Origin of the sequence: Arenimonas sp., from assembly GCF_041913985.1 — a bacterium.
GTDB lineage: Bacteria > Pseudomonadota > Gammaproteobacteria > Xanthomonadales > Xanthomonadaceae > Arenimonas.
Window position 1 is genome coordinate 15,964 of the sequence record NZ_JAYSEG010000011.1, and the last position, 18,322, is coordinate 34,285.

General features: G+C 73.2%; 14 protein-coding genes. 9 read left to right on the forward strand and 5 right to left on the reverse strand.

The genetic code is table 11. The features are described from left to right. Window positions 1-15: 15 nt before the first annotated feature. Window positions 16-1,197 carry a DUF3667 domain-containing protein gene (locus tag ACE3Q2_RS05405; protein WP_374473297.1) on the forward strand — a complete coding sequence of 394 codons (1,182 nt, stop codon included), beginning with the start codon at window positions 16-18 and terminating at the stop codon, window positions 1,195-1,197. Between the two features lie 10 nt (window positions 1,198-1,207). Here ACE3Q2_RS05405 and ACE3Q2_RS05410 read toward each other — a convergent pair whose 3' ends face one another. Further along, complete coding sequence (locus tag ACE3Q2_RS05410; RefSeq protein WP_374473298.1) at window positions 1,208-2,698, reverse strand: DUF3106 domain-containing protein; 1,491 nt, start codon at window positions 2,696-2,698, stop codon at window positions 1,208-1,210. A gap of 440 nt (window positions 2,699-3,138) precedes the next feature. On the opposite strand from ACE3Q2_RS05410, the gene ACE3Q2_RS05415 reads away from it, so the two are divergent. Next, window positions 3,139-5,331: a primosomal protein N' gene (locus tag ACE3Q2_RS05415; RefSeq protein ID WP_374473299.1), complete on the forward strand. Its 2,193-nt coding sequence runs from the start codon at window positions 3,139-3,141 to the stop codon at window positions 5,329-5,331. Here the strand turns inward: ACE3Q2_RS05415 and ACE3Q2_RS05420 are convergent. Next, the gene (locus ACE3Q2_RS05420) at window positions 5,325-7,034 is read right to left on the reverse strand and encodes a histidine kinase (RefSeq protein ID WP_374473300.1); all 1,710 of its coding nucleotides are present in this window, start codon (window positions 7,032-7,034) and stop codon (window positions 5,325-5,327) included. The two genes, ACE3Q2_RS05415 and ACE3Q2_RS05420, sit on opposite strands and share 7 nt — an antisense overlap. Before the next feature lie 84 nt (window positions 7,035-7,118). On the opposite strand from ACE3Q2_RS05420, the gene ACE3Q2_RS05425 reads away from it, so the two are divergent. Further along, window positions 7,119-7,739, forward strand: a complete 621-nt coding sequence (locus ACE3Q2_RS05425) for a response regulator (RefSeq protein WP_374473301.1) — start codon at window positions 7,119-7,121, stop codon at window positions 7,737-7,739. Window positions 7,740-7,800: 61 nt separating this feature from the next. On the opposite strand, the gene rpoH is transcribed toward ACE3Q2_RS05425, so the two are convergent. Next, complete coding sequence (rpoH, locus tag ACE3Q2_RS05430) at window positions 7,801-8,676, reverse strand: RNA polymerase sigma factor RpoH (protein ID WP_374473302.1); 876 nt, start codon at window positions 8,674-8,676, stop codon at window positions 7,801-7,803. Between the two features lie 196 nt (window positions 8,677-8,872). On the opposite strand from rpoH, the gene ACE3Q2_RS05435 reads away from it, so the two are divergent. The 6 genes from ACE3Q2_RS05435 to ACE3Q2_RS05460 are packed head-to-tail and all read left to right on the forward strand — an operon-like array spanning window position 8,873 to window position 16,735. Beyond that, window positions 8,873-9,538 carry a response regulator transcription factor gene (locus ACE3Q2_RS05435; protein ID WP_231697856.1) on the forward strand — a complete coding sequence of 222 codons (666 nt, stop codon included), beginning with the start codon at window positions 8,873-8,875 and terminating at the stop codon, window positions 9,536-9,538. Continuing rightward, window positions 9,525-10,937, forward strand: a complete 1,413-nt coding sequence (locus ACE3Q2_RS05440) for a histidine kinase dimerization/phospho-acceptor domain-containing protein (protein WP_374473303.1) — start codon at window positions 9,525-9,527, stop codon at window positions 10,935-10,937. The genes ACE3Q2_RS05435 and ACE3Q2_RS05440 overlap by 14 nt, the downstream gene beginning before the upstream one ends. A 56-nt stretch (window positions 10,938-10,993) precedes the next feature. After that, window positions 10,994-12,055, forward strand: a complete 1,062-nt coding sequence (locus tag ACE3Q2_RS05445) for an efflux RND transporter periplasmic adaptor subunit (protein WP_374473304.1) — start codon at window positions 10,994-10,996, stop codon at window positions 12,053-12,055. A gap of 2 nt (window positions 12,056-12,057) precedes the next feature. Next, window positions 12,058-15,138 carry an efflux RND transporter permease subunit gene (locus ACE3Q2_RS05450; protein WP_374473305.1) on the forward strand — a complete coding sequence of 1,027 codons (3,081 nt, stop codon included), beginning with the start codon at window positions 12,058-12,060 and terminating at the stop codon, window positions 15,136-15,138. Then, window positions 15,135-15,452, forward strand: a complete 318-nt coding sequence (locus ACE3Q2_RS05455) for a DUF3240 family protein (RefSeq protein WP_231697860.1) — start codon at window positions 15,135-15,137, stop codon at window positions 15,450-15,452. Before ACE3Q2_RS05450 ends, ACE3Q2_RS05455 begins: the two co-directional genes overlap by 4 nt. Next, window positions 15,449-16,735, forward strand: a complete 1,287-nt coding sequence (locus tag ACE3Q2_RS05460; protein ID WP_231697861.1) for a TolC family protein — start codon at window positions 15,449-15,451, stop codon at window positions 16,733-16,735. Before ACE3Q2_RS05455 ends, ACE3Q2_RS05460 begins: the two co-directional genes overlap by 4 nt. An 18-nt stretch (window positions 16,736-16,753) precedes the next feature. Here the strand turns inward: ACE3Q2_RS05460 and ung are convergent, their stop codons facing one another. After that, window positions 16,754-17,476 (reverse strand): uracil-DNA glycosylase, encoded by a 723-nt coding sequence (gene ung / locus ACE3Q2_RS05465; protein ID WP_374473306.1) that lies wholly within the window; start codon window positions 17,474-17,476, stop codon window positions 16,754-16,756. A 3-nt stretch (window positions 17,477-17,479) separates the two neighbouring features. After that, window positions 17,480-18,322, reverse strand: coding sequence for a response regulator (locus ACE3Q2_RS05470; protein ID WP_231697862.1), 843 nt, complete (start codon window positions 18,320-18,322; stop codon window positions 17,480-17,482).

The following is an 18,322-nucleotide window of genomic DNA, read 5'->3' on the forward strand; positions in this document are numbered from 1 at the left end:
CTGCCGGAGCCCGTGATGAGCCCTGAAACCGCCCCGCCGAACGGAACCGCCGCGCCGGAGCGCCGCTGCCAGAACTGCGGCGTGCCCCTGCTGGGCGAGCACTGCTACGCCTGCGGCCAGCCCACCAAGGGCCTGGTTAGGCACTTCACCAGCATCGTCGGCGACTTCATGGATTCGGTGTTCGAGCTCGACTCGCGCATCCTGCGCACGCTCGGCCCGCTGCTGTTCAAGCCCGGCTACCTGAGCCTGGAATATTTCGCCGGCCGGCGCGTGCGCTACGTCAGCCCGGTGCGGCTGTTCGTGTTCATGAGCCTGGTGGCGTTCTTCGCCGCGCAGCTGAGCTTCGACATCGACAAGGGCGCGGTCGTCGACGACGAGGCCGGCGCCAGCCAGGCCAGCAAGGTGGGCGAGATCGGCCGGGTCACGACGGTGGCGGAAGTCGAGGCGCTGCGCGACCAGGCCGTGGCCGAGCTGCAGCGCGCGCGCAAGGAAACCGCCGACGTGCCCGGCGTGGGCATCGGCCTGGACGTGGCCGAGAAGGGCATCGAGAACGAAGCCGAGCGCCGCATCGAGGAAATCCGCCGCGCCGAGGCCGCCGGCGAACCCGTGCCGGTACGCGGCGCCGAACCCGGCGAACCGTCCATGTCGTTCAACGGCGAACCCTGGCACCCGCAGAAGAACCCGATCCGCATCGGCTTCCTGCCCGACGCCGCCAACGCCAAGCTCAACGAACAGGCCGGCCGCGCCCAGGGCAACATCAAGCGCATCCAGGAAGATCCGAACCTGCTCAAGGACGCCTTCCTGTCCACGGTGCCCACCACGCTGTTCGTGCTGCTGCCGCTGTTCGCGCTGCTGCTGAAGGTGGCCTACGTGTTCAAGAAGCGCCTGTACATGGAGCACCTGATCGTCGCCCTGCACAGCCACGCCTTCCTCTGCGGGGCGCTGCTGGTGGTGGTGCTGCTGGACGTGGGCGCCGACTGGGTGGCGGCGCTGCCCTGGCTGGCGGGCGCGATGGGCTGGGTGGAAGTGGCGATGATCGCCTGGATGCCGCTCTACCTGCTGCTGATGCAAAAGCGCGTGTACCGCCAGGGATGGATCATGACCCTGCTCAAGTACGGCGTGCTGGGCACCTGCTACCTGATGCTGGTGAGCATTGGCGCCGGCATCAGCCTGATGGTGAGCCTGGTCAACGTCTGAGCCGCGCCGGCTACTGGCCCAGGCGTTCGCGCAGCAGCGCCTCACGCGCTTCCGGCGGCGCCGACAGCAGGTCGCGGCGCAGCGTCTCGCGCGCGTCGGCCGGCAGGCGGCGAGCCAGCAGCGCCAGGTCGGTGCGCGCTTCCGGCGACAGGCCGCGCAGCATTTCCAGCAGCTGCGGCCGCTGCGCCTCGGGCACGTAGGCGAACAGCGGCTGCAGCGGCGCGAACCAACCCCCCACTTCGGGCCCCAGCCACCACGAGGCGCGCTGGTCGTCGGGCAGCGCCGCGAAGGCGTCCTGCAGCGGCTTGCGTTCGGCCTCGGGCAGCGCGGCGAAGGCCAGCGCCGCGGCCTGCACCCGGGTGCGCTCTTCCGGGCGCAGCGACAGCCAGGCGGCGTGGGTGCCGCGGCGGCGGGCGCGCTCGGCGGCGGGCAGCGCGTCCCAGGCGGCGATGCGCTCGCGCAGGGCCTGGCGCGCCGGTTCGTCCAGCGCCAGCCAGTGCGCCGCGTGGGCGATCACCTGGCGGCGGGTGTCCGGGTCGAGGTTGGGCCAGGCGCCGGCCAGCGGCACCAGCAGGGTGCGCTGGGCCGCGGGCAGGGCCTCGAAGCTGGCCACGTCGTCGGCGGGGCCGTCCACCGGCGCCGGCAGGGGTGCTCCACCGGCCGGGGCCGGGGCCAGCGCCGCGGTGCCCGCCAGCCAGCTGTGGAAGGCCAGGTCGGCCGAGACCGTGTCGTCCACCGCCTCGGCCAGGGCGGCGTAATCGGGGTGGATCACCCGGTCGGCGTCCACCGGCGCCGCGGCGGCGGGCGCGGGCGCTTCGGCCGGCAGTTCCGGGGGCAGGGTTTCGGTGCCACCGGGCGGCAGCGGCGGGGCCGGCTCCCAGAATGTGGCGGCGAAGGCCAGGGCCAGCAGGCCCAGGCCCACCCAGGGCAGGCGGCGCAGCCAGGCCGGGGGCGGCGGCGGCGGGGCCGGCGGCGCGGGTTCGGGCTCGCCGCGCGAGACCCGCCCGCGCTCGTCGGCCAGCGCGGCCACGGTGGCCTCGGGCAGGGTCTTCACCTGCCGGTGCAGGCGTTCGCGCAGCTGGCCGAGCGCGGCATAGCTGATGCCGGCCTCGCCCAGCTGGTGCAGGGCGCGCTGCAGGGCGAAGCGGTAGGTCGCCTCGCCCACGCCCAGCACCTGGGCGGCATGGGGGAAGTCCAGGCCCGCCACCAGCCGCAGCAGCAGGGCGGCCCGGGGGCCGCTGCTCAGGGCCGCCAGCTCGGGCAGGGTGGACTGGCCGTCGGAAAGCTCGGCCTGGGCCAGCAGCAGCGACCAGAAGCCCGCCGGCCAGCCCGACAGCGGGGTGGCGGCCGACACGGCCCCGAACGCCCGCATGGCGCGCCCCACGGCGGCCAAGGCTTCCCGGTCCCGCCCGCACTGCAGCTGGGCGAACACGAAGGCGCGGCGCTCGATGCCGCGCAGGAAGGCCGAGAGGGCGGGAGACAGAGGGGCTTGTGCGGACATCGGGGGGTCGGAAATCACCCCCCATTCTAGCCAGCGAACGACCCGAAGCAGCGGTTGACAGCCGGAAAATCCTTGCTCAGCCAAGCCCGGCGCGGCTTCCGGCGTGGAACGTTGTGCACAGCGGCAGCGCAAGGCCGTGAAGAAGGCCGCCGGACGGCCCCGCGGCGCCAATGACTGTTTTGTGATTGAGCCAAGCCTTTGATTCCAAAAGACTATGACGCCTTGGTTAAAAAATCACCAACCCGGCTGTGGAGCCGTGCAGACAGGGGGTGCGCAGACTTGCCCAAGGCCCCTTCCACAGAGTTATCCACAAAGCATGTGGATAAGGGACTTTCGGTTTTGTGAACAGCAGCTTACCTCCGCTTTGTGATGCGTTTGGCAGCAATGCGGCGCAAGTCCATCCACAGGGCGGCCAGCCGGCCACAGGCTAGACTTGGCGGATGTCCGCCACCCCCGACCCCGTGCTGCGCGTCGCCCTGCCGGTGCCGCTGCCCCGGGACTTCGACTACCGCCCGCCCGCCGGCCAGGCCGCCGATGCCGGCTGGGTGGGCTGCCGGGTGCGGGTGCCGTTCGGGCGCGGCTCGGGCGAGCAGGTGGGCGTGGTGGTCGGCGTGGGCGCCCCGGAAGGCGACCCGGCCGCGCTGAAGCCGGTGCTGGCCCGGCTGGACGACACCCCGCTGCTGGCCGGCGAACTGTTCGACACCCTGCGCTGGGCCGCGGCCTACTACCACGCCCCGCTGGGCGAGGTGCTGGCCACCGCCCTGCCCACCCTGCTGCGCGCCGGCCAGCCCCTGCCCGACACCACCCGCTACGGCTGGGCCCTCACTGCCGCCGGCCAGGCCGCGGCCGCCGCGCCCGGCCGCGAGGGCAAGCCTCGCCGGCTGCTGCTGCGCCTGCAGGCCGGGGCCCTGTCCGAAGACGTGCTCGACGCCGCCGACGAGGCCTGGCGCCCCGCCGCCCGCAGCCTGGCCGAGCGCGGCCTGGCCGGGCGCGTGGTGCTCGACGGCCCCGGCGACGCGCCTGCGCCGGCCCCGCCGCCGGTGCTGATGCCGGGCCAGGCCGAGGCGCTGGCGGCCCTGCGCGAAGGCAGCGGCTTCCGGCCGGTGCTGCTCGAGGGCGTCACCGGCAGCGGCAAGACCGAGGTCTACCTGCAGGCCATCGCCGACTGCCTGGCCGCCGGCAAGCAGGCCCTGGTGCTGGTGCCCGAGATCGGCCTCACGCCGCAGACGCTGGCGCGCTTCCGCGCCCGCCTGGGCGTGCCCGTGGCCGCCTTCCATTCCGGCCTGGCCGACGGCGAACGTGCCCGCGCCTGGGCCGCCATGGCCAGCGGCCGGGCGCGCGTGCTGGTGGGCACGCGCTCGGCGGTGTTCTGCCCGCTGCCCGAGGCCGGCCTGCTGGTGGTGGACGAGGAACACGACGGTTCCTACAAGCAGCAGGACGGCATCCGCTACCACGCCCGCGACCTGGCCCTGGTGCGCGCCAGCAAGCTCGGCGTGCCGGTGCTGCTGGGCAGCGCCACGCCTTCGCTGGAATCGCTGCACAACGCGCTCTCCGGCCGCTACCGGCACCTGCGCCTGGCCCAGCGCGCCGGCGGCGCGCGGCCGCCCTCGGTGCGGGTGGTGGACGTGCGCAAGCGGCCGCTGCGCGACGGTTTGTCGGAAGCGCTGCTCGAGGCCGTGGGCGCCTGCCTGGCCCGCGGCGAGCAGGCGCTGGTGTTCAAGAACCGCCGCGGCTACGCGCCGGTGCTGATCTGCCACGACTGCGGCTGGAGCGCGCACTGCAAGCGCTGCGACGCCGCCATGACGGTGCACGCCGGCGGGCGGCGGCTGGTTTGCCACCACTGCGGCGCGCGCGCCACGCCGCCCAACGCCTGCCCCGACTGCGCCAGCCTGGCGCTGCAGCCGCAGGGCGCCGGCACCGAACGGCTGGAGAAGGCGCTGGCCGAACGTTTCCCCGACGCGCGCCTGGTGCGCGTGGACCGCGAAACCACCCGCCGCCGCAACGCGCTCGAAGACCACCTCGCCACGCTGGGCGACGGGCCCGGCATCCTGGTGGGCACCCAGATCCTGGCCAAGGGCCATGACCTGCCGCGGCTCACCCTGGTGGCGGTGGTGGGCGTGGACGAGGGCCTGTTCAGCGCCGACTTCCGCGCCGGCGAAAAACTGGCGCAGCTGCTGATCCAGGTCGCCGGCCGCGCCGGCCGCGCCGCGCTGCCGGGCGAAGTGCTGCTGCAGACCCACCACCCCGACCACCCGCTGCTGGGCACCCTGCTCAACGGCGGCTACCCGGCGGTGGCGGCGCTGCAGCTGGCCGAACGCGAGGCGGCCGGTTTCCCGCCCTACACGCACCTGGCCATGCTGCGCGCCGAAGCCGGGACCGAGGCCGAGGTGCACGGCTTCCTGCAGGAGGCGCGCGCGGCGCTGGATGGGCGCGAGGGGCTGTCGGTGAACGGCCCCATGCCCGCGCCCATGGCGCGGCGCGCCGGCATGGCGCGCGGCCAGCTGCTGCTGGAGGCGGCGCAACGCGGCCCGCTGCATGCGGCCCTCAACGCCGCGCTGCCGGCGCTGCACGCGCTGCGTTCGGCGCGGCGGGTGCGCTGGTCGCTGGACGTGGACCCGACCGACCTCTACTGAGGCGCCACGCCGTCCTGGCGCACCAGCAGGTGCAGCCGCAGGCCCGGCGACAGCTGCCGCAGGTGCAGGGCGCCGTTGAGCGCCAGCACGCGGTCGCGCATGCCGGTGAGGCCGTTGCCGGGGCTCAGGCGCTCGAGCCGGCCGTTGCCGTCGTCGCGGATGTCCAGGAACACCCACAGCGCGCCGTTGCGCCGGTTGATGCGGATGCGCAGCAGGCAGCGCGTCGCGCCGGCATGGCGCACGATGTTCGTCATCGACTCCTGCGCCATGCGGTAGATGGCGGTCGAATGCGTGGCGTCGAGCTCGGCGAGCAGGCGCGCGTCGCCTTCCAGGCGCACGTCCAGCGCCAGGCCGGCGTCGTCCACCAGGCGGCGGATGCTGCCGCGGTCGAGTTCGCCGAACAGGCCCAGCTGCTCCAGGCCGGCGGGGCGCAGGTCGCCCAGCACGCGACTGATGTTGCGCTGCATGGTGCGGGTGAGCTCGAGCAGCAGGTCGGACATGCCGGGACGACCCGACACCGCCAGGTGCGGCGCGGCCAGCTTGAGGTGGGTCTGCAGCGCCGCCAGGTTCTGGCCGAATTCGTCGTGCAGCTCGCGCGCAAGGCGCCGGCGCTCGGCCTCCTCCAGCTGCAGGTTGCGCAGCGCGGCGTCCTGCAGCTCTGCCAGCAGGCGCAGCTCGCGCCGGCGCGCATGCAGCAGGTCGGCCGCCTGCTGGCGGTAGTCGTCCACCGAGCCGCCGAACAGCAGCATCATCGTGCCGGTCACCACCAGGTAGGTCTGCAGCAGGATGGGCGTGAGCATCGGCAGGCCCAGCCACACTTCCAGCGCGACCGCGGCGGTGAGCATCTGCATCGACACCACCGCGCCGCGCCAGCCGTGCCACATGGTGAAGGCGGCGATCACCGCCACCAGCAGGCGCCGCAGCAGTTCGGCGAATTCCGAGGTGGGGAACTGCAGGCTCAGCACCACGAACAGCGCCATCGCCGGCGCCATCAGCGCCAGCGCCCAGCCCAGCACCCGCGCGGACGGCGACAGCGGCCGCGGCGCGAACAGCCACAGCACCAGCGGCGTGAGCAGCAGGATGCCGATCATGTTGCCCAGCACGTGCATGGTGGCGAATTCGCCCAGCAGCGCCCACGCGCCCTCGCCCCGCAGCGGGTGCGGGCCCACCACCACGGCCAGCTTCACGTCGGCGACGAAGCCCTCGTTGAGCACGTAGGCCAGGTCCTTGAGCGTGACGGCGAGCGAGGACACCAGCGCCGCCAGGTGCACCTTGCCCTCGGTGCGCATGCCCACGCGCACGCCGGGATGCACCTGCCAGCCCTGCAGCAGGAAGGCGCCGGTCATCACCAGGAAAGGCTCGGCCACGTTGCCCAGCACGAACTGCAGCGGATCGGCCCAGTAGGCCAGGAAGCCACCGTGGTAGCCGCTGCGCTCGCCAATGACCACGCCCATGGCGATGCGCGAGACGATGGTGCCGCCGGCCAGCCACGGCCACCAGCGGGTGGGCAGGCACCAGGCCAGCACGAACACCAGGCCGGTGGCCAGGTTCCACTGGTAGCGCTGCACGAAGGACAGCGGCAGCAGCAGCAGCGCGACCGCCAGCGCCAGCCCGGCGCCGATGGCCAGGGCGCGCGCAGGCGTGGTGGCGCGGGCCTCCAGCCAGCGTGCGGGCCAGCCTTGGATTTGCCGCGGGGTCGCCATGGTCGGCAAGCTTAGCGGCCTGCTCCCGCCACCGCTGGGAATTTTTCTCTGCGGAGCCCTGTCCGGGTTTGCGAGACTTCGCGTATGCACCGCATCCTGCTGATCGACGACCACGCCATCGTCCGCGAGGGCTTCCGTCGCCTGCTCGAGGAGGCCGACGGCTTCGAAGTGGTGGCCGAGGCCGGCAACCCCACCGAGGCCCTGGCCGCCGCGCGCCGGCATTCGCCGGACCTGGCCCTGGTCGACCTGAGCCTGGGCACCGAGAGCAGCGGCCTGGTGCTGCTGATGCAGCTGCACGAAACCTTCCCGGCCATGCGCTGCGTGGTGCTGAGCATGCACGACGACCCCGGCCTGGTGGTGCGCGCGCTCGAGCGCGGCGCCCAGGGCTACTTCAGCAAAGCGGTGGCGGCCGAGGAACTGCTGGGCGGCCTGCGCCGCGTGCTGGCCGGCGAACGCGTGCTCAGCTCCGACCTCTCGCCCACCTCGGCCACGCCGCCGGCCAGCACGCTCACCGCGCGCGAGCGCGAAACCCTGCGCGGGCTGCTGTCGAACCTGCCGCCGAAAGTGGTGGCCGCCGCCCTGGGCATCAGCGACAAGACCCTGTACCGCCACCGCGCCAACCTGATGGAAAAGCTCGGCGCCCGGCACCCCGGCGAACTGGCCCACATCGCCCGCGAGCGCGGCCTGCTGGTGGACCCGGACTGAAGCCCGGAAACGACGACGGCCCCTCGCGGGGCCGTCGGTGCTTGCGTGGCGCGGGCGGCGATCAGGCCGCGAACAGCGCCCGCATCTTCTTCAGCGCGTTGGCCTCGATCTGGCGGATGCGCTCGGCGGACACGCCGTATTCGTCGGCCAGCTCCTGCAGCGTCGCCTTGGGCTCGCCCAGGAAGCGGCGCTTGAGGATGTCGCGCGAACGCTGGTCGAGGTCGGCCAGGCCTTCGCGCAGCAGGTCGAGCTGGTCTTCCTCGTGCGAGGCGCGCTCGTAGGCCAGGGCCGGGTCGTCGCCGGCGTCGCGCAGGTAGGCCACCGGCGACGGCGGGGCGTCGTCGTCGGAATCCTCGGGCGCGTCGAAGCCGATGTCGCGGCCGCTCAGGCGCGACTCCATCTCCAGCACCTCGCGCTCGGAGACGTTGAGGTCCTTGGCCACCGCGCGCACTTCCTCGGCGTTCATCCAGCCCAGGCGCTTCTTGCTCTTGCGCAGGTTGAAGAACAGCTTGCGCTGCGCCTTGGTGGTGGCCACCTTGACGATGCGCCAGTTGCGCAGGATGAACTCGTGCATCTCCGCGCGCACCCAGTGCACGGCGAAGCTGACCAGGCGAACGCCCTGGTCGGGGTCAAAGCGCTTCACCGCCTTCATCAGGCCGATGTTGCCTTCCTGGATCAGGTCGCCCATGCCCAGGCCGTAGCCCTGGTAGCCGCGGGCCACGTGCACCACGAAGCGCAGGTGCGACATGACCAGGGCCTTGGCGGCGTCCAGGTCTTCCTCGTCGCGATAGCGGCGGGCCAGGGCCTGCTCGTCCTCGACGCTCAGCACCGGCACGCGGTTGACCGCGGCGATATAGGCGTCCAGGGAACCCAGCGCACTGGGAACCGGCAGGTTGTTGGCGATCAAAGCCGTGGTGGTCATTCGATCCTCGCTCATGGATTCAGTTTAGCACTCGGGTCATTCGAGTGCTAAAGAGGCCGAAAGTTCCCTGTCTGTTCCATAAACAGAACAGCCGCTCCCCGGGCCGTCAACCTGTTCTGGGGGTGGCCCGGCCGGGTTCAAGGGGCCGCCGGGCTTAAGCGTGGCCAAAGCCTGGCCCCTACACTGCAAGGATGGCCACCCCTGCCTCCCCATGAAAGTCCTGATCGTCGAGGACTCCGAACGCCTCCGCGAGGCCCTGCGCACCGGCCTGGCCGCCGCCGGCCTGGCCGTGGACGTGGCCTGCGACGGCCGCGCGGCCCTGCCCTACCTCGACGCCGGGGACTACGACGTGATCGTGCTTGACCTGATGATGCCCCAGCTCGATGGCCGCGGCCTGCTCGCCGAGATCCGGCGCCGCCGGCTGGCGGCCCGCGTGCTGGTGCTGTCGGCCCTCGACGCCGTGGGCGAGCGCGTGGGAGCCCTGGACGCGGGAGCCGATGACTACCTGGTCAAACCCTTTTCCTTCGACGAACTGCGGGCCCGGGTGCTGGCGATGGCGCGGCGCCACCCGGGCCAGCCGCAGCCCGTGCTTCGGCACCGGGGGCTGGAGATCGACACCGCGCGCCGGACCGCCGCCGGGCCGCAGGGCACGCTGGGGCTGACCCCCAAGGAGTACGCCCTGCTGGAAGAACTGGTGCGCCACCCGGGCCGGGTGTACAGCCGTCCGCAGCTGTTCGAGCGCCTGTACGCCAGCGACAGCGAGGCCTCGGACAAGGTGATCGAGGTCCTGATGAGCACCCTGCGCACCAAGCTCGCGCGCGGCGGCCTGGAGGACCTCATCGAAACGCGGCGGGGGTTCGGCTATGTGGCCCGCTAGTCCCGGTTCGCTGCGCCAGCGCATCGGCCTGGGCGTCGCCGGTGCGCTGGTGCTGGCCCTGGGCGGCCTGTTCCTGTCGCTCGACGCCATGGTGGACGGCGAGATCTACCGGCGCTTCGACGACAGCCTGAGTTCGCGCGCCAACGCCATCGCCGCCTACCTGGGCGCGCGCGTGGACCGCGCCCAGCCGATCGAACGCTGGATGCCGGAATTCCGCGAGGAGGGCCACCGCGACTTCTTCCAGGCCTGGGACGCGCAGGGCAACGTGGTCGCGCGCTCCGCCTCGACCCAGTCGGTGGATCTCCAGCGCCCGCCCAGCCTCGGCCCCGATGGTTTCCGCCATTACGACCTGCCGCTGCCCGACGGCCACCGCGGCCGCGCCGTGGCGCGCCGCTACGTGCTGGGCGCCGACGATCCGCGCCGCCACCTGGTGCTGGTGGTGGCCGAGGAGCGCGAGCAGATCGACGCGCTCGAGCAACGCCTGCACCTGCTCACCGGCGGCACCGTCGCGCTGGCGCTGGCGCTGGCGATCCTGCTGGCCTGGCGCGGCACCAGCCTGGGCCTGCGCCCGCTCGACCAGCTGGCCGACCGCATCGCGGCCGTGCGCCTGTCCGGCCCCGGCCTCGCCATCGACGACGCTTCGCTGCCCAGCGAACTGCAGCCCGTCGCTCGACGCTTCGACGAGGTCATCGGCACCCTGCTGCGCAACCTCGAGCGCGAGCGTCGCTTCGCCCAGGACCTGGCCCATGAGCTGCGCACCCCGGTGGCCGAACTGCGCGCCATCACCGAGACCAGCCTGCTGGTGGATGACCCGGTGCGGCAGCGACGTTCGCTCGAGGAACTCGCGCGCCTGGGCGGCGAAATGGAGCAGACCGTCGAGGCCCTGCTCAGCCTGGCCCGGCACGAGGCGGGCCTGGTGCAGGCCGAGGTCGAACCCCTGGACCTGGTCGCGATGCTGGGCGCTTCCTGCCGGCGCCTGGAAACCCTGCGCCAGCGCCGCGGCGTCGCCTGTTCGATGGCCCTGCCGGCGGAATGCTGGGTCCAGGCCGACGCCTCGATGACCGCCCGCCTGCTCGCGATCCTGCTCGGCAACGCCTTCGAGTACGCGCCCGGGGACAGCACGGTGCGGGTGGCGCTGCAGGCGGGGCCGGGCGTGCTCACGATCGAAAACGAAGCCCCGGAACTGGTCCCGGCCGACCTGGCGCAGCTGGGCACGCGCTTCTTCCGCGGCGGCCGCGCCGCCAGCGGGGCCACCGGCATCCCGCACGCGGGCCTGGGCCTGGCCCTGGCGCGCGCGCTGGCGCAGGCGCAGGGGCTGGAACTGGGCTTCTCGCTGGAGACCGGATGGCTCCGGGCCACGGTGTCGGGCTGGACCGCACTGGATTCGAACGCGGCTTAAGCACGGCCAAAGCTTCGCGCGGGATCGTGGGCGGAAACGACCCCGGAGACCCGCCCGTGCCCCGCCTCCCGACCTTGCTGCCCCTGGCCCTCGCGCTTGCCTTCGCGTCGGCCGGCACCCCCGCCGCCCCGCTGCCGGTTACGCCGGCCCAGGCCGAGGCCATGGGACTGGCGTTCGCCAGCGCCGAGCCGGCCGACTGGATCCCGGTGGTGACGATCCCGGCCCAGGCCGAACTGGCGGCGGGTGCGCGCACCATCCTGGCGGCACGCCACGCCGGCACGGTCGAACGCACCCTGGTCGCCGACGGCGATGCCGTCACCGCTGGCCAGCCGCTGCTGGCGCTGGCCAGCGCCGACTGGTCGGCCGCGCTGGCGGCGGCCAGCGGCCGCGCCGCCCGGCTCGACGCGCTCGCGCGCCAGGCCACACGCAGCGAGGCCCTGCTGGCCGCCGGCGTGATCGCGCGCCGCGAACACGAAGCGACGCGGGCCGAACTGTCGGCCCTGCAGTCCGAAGCCCGCGCCGACGTGGCCGCGCTGCAGTCGGCCAAGGTGTCCGCCGACGGCGGCCTGGTCCTGCGCGCCACCGTCGCCGGCAAGGTGCTGCGCCGCCACGTGTCCACCGGCAGTCCCTTCCAGGGCGGCGACGTGCTGGTCGAGATCGCCAGCGGCGACGGCCTGGTGGCGGAAGGCCAGGCCCCGGCGCGCCTGGCCGGCCAGCTGGCGGTCGGCATGCGCGCCACCACGCCCGACGGCGCCATTGGCGAAGTGGTGGGCGTCGGTGCCGCCATCGACCCGGTGACACGCTCGCTTCCGGTCATGGCGAATCTCCCGGCCGGTGCCGCGGTGCCCGGCGCCTTGCTCGAGCTGGGCATTTCGCGCCGCGCCGACGGCGGTGTGGCGCGGGTGCCCGCCACCGCCGTCATCGCGGTGGCCGGACAGCCCTCGGTGTTCGTGCGCCGGGGCGAAGGCCTCGAGGTCGTTCCGGTGCAGGTGCACTTCCGCGACAGCCGGCAGGCCTGGATCGGCGGCCTGGCGGCGAAGGCCGAGGTGGTGTCGCGCGGCGTGCTGGCGCTCAAGGCCGTGGCGGAATCGGCGGCCGACGTCGCCGGGGAGGGCTGAACATGCTCGCCCGCCTCGTCGCCTGGTCGCTGGCCCAGCGCCTGCTGGTCGCGCTGGCCACCGCGGCGCTCGCCGTCGCCGGCTACGTCGCCTGGCGCACGCTCCCCATCGACGCCTTCCCGGACATCGCCCCGACCCAGGTCAAACTCATCCTCAAGGCACCGGGCATGACGCCGGAGGAAGTCGAGCAGCGCGTGGTCGTGCCGCTTGAAATGGAGCTGCTGGGCATTCCGCGCCAGGTGATGCTGCGTGCTTCCGCCAAGTACGCGCTGGCCGACCTCACGCTCGATTTCGAGCAGGGCACCGACATCTACTGGGCCCGCCAGCAGGTGGCCGAACGCCTGGCGGCCGTCTCGGGCGACCTGCCCGAGGGCATCGACGGCGGCCTGGCGCCCATCGCCACGCCGCTCTCGGACATGTACATGTTCACCGTGGACGGCGAGGGCTACACGCTGGCCGAGCGCCGCGAGGTGCTGGACTGGGTGATCCGCCCCGCGCTGCGCACCGTGCCCGGCGTCGCCGACGTCAACGCGCTGGGCGGCCGCGTGCGCACCTGGGAAGTGGTGCCCGACCGCGCCGCGATGGCCGCCGCGGGCCTGGACCTGGCCAGCCTGCGCGGCGCGCTGGAAGCCAACAACGGCAACGACGGCGCCGGCCGCCTGGACGAAGGCGAGGAGTCGCTGGTGGTGCGCGCCACCGGCGCGATGCGCGACGGCACCGACATCGGCGCCACCGTGGTGGCCGTGCGCGAAGGCCAGGCACTGCGCGTGGGCGACATCGCCCAGGTGCGCGACGGCTCGCTCACGCGCTATGGCGTGGTCACCCGGGACGGCACCGGCGAAGCCGTGCAGGGCCTGGTCGTGGGCCTGCGCGGCGCCGATGCCTCGGCGGTGGTGCGCGGCGTCAAGGAGCGGCTGGCGCTGCTGCAGCCGAGCCTGCCGCCCGGCATGGTCATTTCGCCCTTCTACGACCGCAGCGACCTGATCACGCGCGCCACCGGCACCGTCACCAGCGCGCTGCTCGAGGCCACCGTGCTGGTGGTGATCCTGCTGCTGCTGTTCCTGGGCGACGTGCGCGCGGCGCTGGTGGTGGCGGTGACGCTGCCGCTGGCGGTGCTGGGCACCTTCCTGGTGATGCGCTTCGCCGGCCTCAGCGCAAACCTGATGAGCCTGGGCGGCCTGGCGATCGCCATCGGCATGCTGGTGGACGCGTCGGTCGTGGTAGTGGAGAACACCGTCGAACAGCTCGCCGGCGCCCGCAAGGGCGACGGCATCCCGCGCCTGCACCGGGTGTGGCGCGCGGCTGCGGAAGTGGCGTCGCCGGTGGCTTCGGGCATCCTGATCATCGCCCTGGTGTTCACGCCGCTGCTGACGCTGCAGGGCCTGGAGGGGCGCATGTTCGGGCCGGTGGCGCTGACCATCGTGTTCGCGCTCGGCGCGTCGCTGCTGCTCTCCCTCACGGTGATTCCGGTGCTGGCGTCCTGGCTGCTCCGGGACGGCTCGCACCACGAACCCTGGCTGATGCGCCGCCTCAATGCCATCTACGCGCCGGCGCTCGACGCCGCGCTGGCGCGGCCGCGACTGGCGATGGCCGCCGCGGTGGCCGCGCTCGCCCTGGCGGCCCTGGCCTGGGGCGGCATCGGCAAGACCTTCATGCCGACCATGGACGAGGGAGCGATCCTGATCCAGCTTGAGAAACTGCCCTCGGCGAACCTCGACGCCAGCGCCGCGGTCGACCTGGCGGTGCAGGACGCCATCCTTGCCGAAGTCCCCGAGGTGCGCAGCATCATCGCGCGGGCCGGCGCCGACGAACTCGGCTTCGACCCGATGGGCCTGAACCAGACCGACAGTTTCCTGGTGCTGGCGCCCAAGGAAGAATGGCGGCAGCCCGACAAGGCCTGGCTGGTGGAGCAGCTGCGCCAGGTGCTCGACCGCTTCCCCGGCACCGCCTACGCCTTCACCCAGCCGATCGAGATGCGCGTGTCGGAAATGCTGACCGGCGCGCGCGGCGACATCGCCATCAAGGTCTTCGGCCCGGACCTGGCGGAGCTGGAGGCGCTGTCGGCCGCCGTCGAGGCGCGCGTGCGCGCCGTGCCCGGCGCGGAGGACGTCTACCGGCTCACCAACGAAGGCGTGCAGTACCTGGAGATCGAGGTGGACCGGCTCGCCGCCGGCCGGCACGGCTTCGACGTGGCGCGGTTGCAGCAGGAGCTGCGCGCGCAGGTCGAGGGCGTGGCCGTGGGCGTGGTGGTCGAAGGCAGCCGGCGCATCCCGCTGGTGGTGCGCGGCGACGAGGCCCTGCGCACCGACCCGGCGCGTTTCGCCGACCTGCCGCTGGTGTCGCCGCTGGGCGGCCAGGTGCGCATCGGCGACGTCGCCCGCGTCCGCCGCGTGGATGGGCCCGTGAAGGTGGATCGTGAAAGCGGCTCGCGCTACGCGCTGGTGCAGGCGAACGTGTCCGGCCGCGACCTGGTGGGCTTCGTCGAGGAAGCGCGGCAGGCGGTGGCCGACGGCGTGCCGCTGCCACCCGGCTACTCGCTGGGCTGGGGCGGCCAGTTCGAAAACCAGCAGCGCGCTTCGGCCCGGCTGGCGCTGGTGGTACCGGTGGCGCTGTCGCTGATCTTCGTGGTGCTGTTCACCAGCCTGGGCAGCGCGCGCCAGGCGCTGCTGGTGCTGGCCAACATTCCGTTCGCGCTCGTCGGCGGGGTGCTGGCGCTGTGGCTGGTCGGCGAGTACGTCTCGGTGCCCGCGTCGGTGGGCTTCATCGCCCTGCTCGGCATCGCGGTGCTCAACGGCACGGTGATGGTGGGCCACTTCAACGACCTGCTGGCGCGCGGGCTGCCGATGGACCGCGTGGTGGTCGAGGGCGCGCGCAGGCGCCTGCGCCCCGTGCTGATGACCGCCTCGATCACCGCGCTGGGCCTGGTGCCCCTGCTGCTGGCCTCGGGCCCCGGCTCGGAGATCCAGCGCCCGCTCGCCATCGTCGTGGTGGGTGGCCTGGCCACCGCGACGCCGCTGACGCTCCTGCTGCTGCCACTGCTCTACCTGCGCTTCGGCCAGGCCCGCTCGAGGACCACGCCATGAACGACAACCCGCTGGTCCAGCTGACGCTGGCCTATCCCCGACCGGCCGAGCGCCAGTTGCTGGCCGACCTGCTGGAAATGGACCCCGACCTCGCCGGCTTCACCACGCTGCACGCCGAGGGCCACGGCCACGGTTTCGCCCGCGCTTCGGTGCAGGAACAGGTGAGCGGGCGCGCGGAGCGCGCGCTGCTGCTGGCGGTGTTGCCCAAAGACAGCGCGCGCCGCTTGGTCGAAGGCCTGCGCACGCGCCTGCCGTCGCCGGAAATCGCCTACTGGATGAGTCCGATCATCGAATTCGGGAGGATCGTCGAATGAAAGCCCGCCTGAGCCCGCTGCTCCTGGCCCTGGCCATCGCGGGCGCGCCGCTGGCGCGCGCCGCCGAGTTGCCGGCCGCGCTGGCAGGCACGCTTCCTGATACGCCCCTGGCGGTCGCCGCGATCGATGCCGACCCCGGCGTGCGCCGCGCGCAGGGCGAACGCGAGGCCGCGCTCGCGCGTGCCTCCGGCCGCCGCCGCGGCACCCACGAATGGATCGCCGGTGGCCAGTGGCTGGACCGCGACGCCGGCGCCCAGGGCCGGTTCAACGAATGGGAAGCCAGCCTGCAGCGCGAACTGCGCCTGCCCGGCAAGGCCACCGTCGACCGCCGGATCGCCGACACCGAAGAATCGGTCGGCGACGACCTGCTGGCGGACGCCCGCCACATGGCGGCGATCGGCCTGCTCGAGACGTGGCTGGAATGGCTGGCCGCCGAAGAGCTGCGCCGCGTGGCGGCGGCGGCCGTGGCCGACGCCGACGCCGACCTCGAGGCCGTCGCCGCGCGACTGCAGGGCGGCGACGCCGCGCTGGTCGAGCACGATGCCGCCCTCGCCGCCGCCGCCGCCGCCCGCCGCGAGGAGCGGCTGGCGGAAGTCCGCGCGCAGGAGGCGCGGATCACGCTGCAGGCGCGCTACCCCGGCCTGCCGCTGCCGGCGCAGCCGGCACCCGTGGCCGCGCCGGCCATGCCCGAACCCGGTTGGGGCCATTGGGGCGAGCGGGTCGTCGCGGTCAGCCATGAAATCACGCTGGCCCGGGGCCGGGCGGAACTCGAGGCAAGCCGCGCCGAGCGTGCCCGCCTTGACCGCCGCGCCAACCCCACGGTCGGCGTGCGCGCCCTGTCGGAGCGGGGCGGGGACGAAACGGCGCTGGGCGTGTTCTTCAGCGTGCCGCTGGGCACCGGCGCACGGCGCGCCGTGGCGGCGGAGGCGGCCGGCCAGGCCATGGCGGCCGAGGCCGACGCCGATGCGGTGCGCATCGAGGTGGGCCGCCACGCGCAGGCCCTGGCGGCCCGCGCCGAGGCCCTGGCCGCGGCCTGGACGCTGGCGAAGGAAAGCCTGGACGCACAGCGCCAGGAAACCGCGCGCCTGGTGAAGGGCCGCGAGCTCGGCGGCGTCGCCCTGGCGCCTTTGCTGGCGGCCCGCCGGCGCGAACGCGAGGCCGCGATGGCCGAAGTGGAAGCGCGCGCCGCGGCCTGCGGCGCGACGGCGCGGCTGCTGCTGGACGCACATGCCTACTGGATCGACGACGACGGCCATTCCGCGGAAGGACACGCCGCGCCCTGAGCCCGCTGGCGGGCGCCCTCAGCCGCCGGCCAGCATGGCCTCGACCTCGGCCCGGGGCGGCAGGGCCCACTGGATGGGCGTCTTGCCGCCGCCCTGCAGCCAGCGGTTGGCCTTGCCGAAGTGGCCGCAGCCCAGGAAACCCCGGTGCGCCGACAGCGGCGAGGGGTGCGGGGCGCGCAGCACGCAGTGCCGGCGGGCGTCCACCAGCTTGCCCTTGGCCTGGGCGTAGCTGCCCCAGAGCAGGAAGACCAGGCCTTCCTTCTCCCGGTCCAGGGCCTGGACGATGGCGTCGGTGAAGCCCTCCCAGCCCTTGCCCTGGTGCGAGCCGGCCCGGCCTTCCTCGACCGTCAGCACCGCGTTGAGCAGCAGCACGCCCTGCCGGGCCCAGGGCAACAGGCAGCCGTGGTCCGGGGGCGGGATGCCCAGGTCGCCCTGGATCTCCTTGAAGATGTTGAGCAGCGAGGGCGGCACCGGCACGCCCGGCAGCACCGAGAAACACAGGCCATGGGCCTGGCCGGCGCCGTGGTAAGGGTCCTGGCCCAGCACCACCACCTTCACCTGGTCGAAGGGCGTGGCGTCGAGCGCCGAGAAGATGCGCGGGCCGGGCGGGAAGATGCGCTTGCCGGCCGCCTTTTCCCTACGCAGGAAGGCCGAGAGTTCCTGCATGTCCGGGCGCTGCAGGTAGTCGCCGACGCGCGCCTTCCACGACGGCTCGAGCCGGATGCGGCCCTTTTCCGACACCGCTTACTTGCCGAGCTTGGCGCGCAGCAGCCGGCCGACGCGCAGCTGGAACAGCAGCTTGGTGACCAGCAGGCGCTCTTCGATGGGCTTCTGCACCAGGTCGTTGGCGCCGGCGCGCAGCAGGTCGCTCTGGTTGGCCGGGTTGGCGTCGCCGGTCATCACCAGCACGGGCAGCAGGCCCTTGGCGTAGCCGAACTCGTCGCGGATGGACTTGAGCAGGTCCTTGCCGGTGAGTTCGCCCTTCAAATACACGTCGGTGAGCACCACGTCGGGGCCGGGCACCTTGCCTTGGGCGCGTGCGGTTTCGAGGTGGGCGATGGCGTCTTCCACGCCGGTGGCGTGGGTGACCGTGAGGCCGTGCTTCTCGAGCATGCGGCGGGTGGCCATGGCCACGACGCGGCTGTCCTCGACGTAGAGCACCTCGCCGCCCGCTTCCGATTCCGGCGCCACGTAGCCCTTGATGAAGGCGGCCAGGGCGTTGAAGCCCAGCGCCTTGTCGAAGTAGTCGGTGACGTCGTCGCTGATCGAGCGGCTCTCGAGGCGCTCCTGCACGTCGCCCGAGACCACGATGATGGGGATGTAGGCCTGCGGGGTGTGCTCGCGCAGGTAGCGCGCCAGGTCCAGGCCGTCCATGTCGGGCAGGCGCAGGGCCATGGTGACCAGGTTCACGGCGCCGGCCTGCAGGGCGGCCTTGGCCTCCTCGCCGGTTTCGCAGCCGACGAACTCCATGTCGGGCAGCTGCTGGCGCAGCACGCCCTCGATCATCTTGCGGACGACCTTGGAGCCGTCCACGACCATGATTCGCGGGTTGGGGGTGTCGAAGCTTCGGAAGGCTGGGCTGTTCAT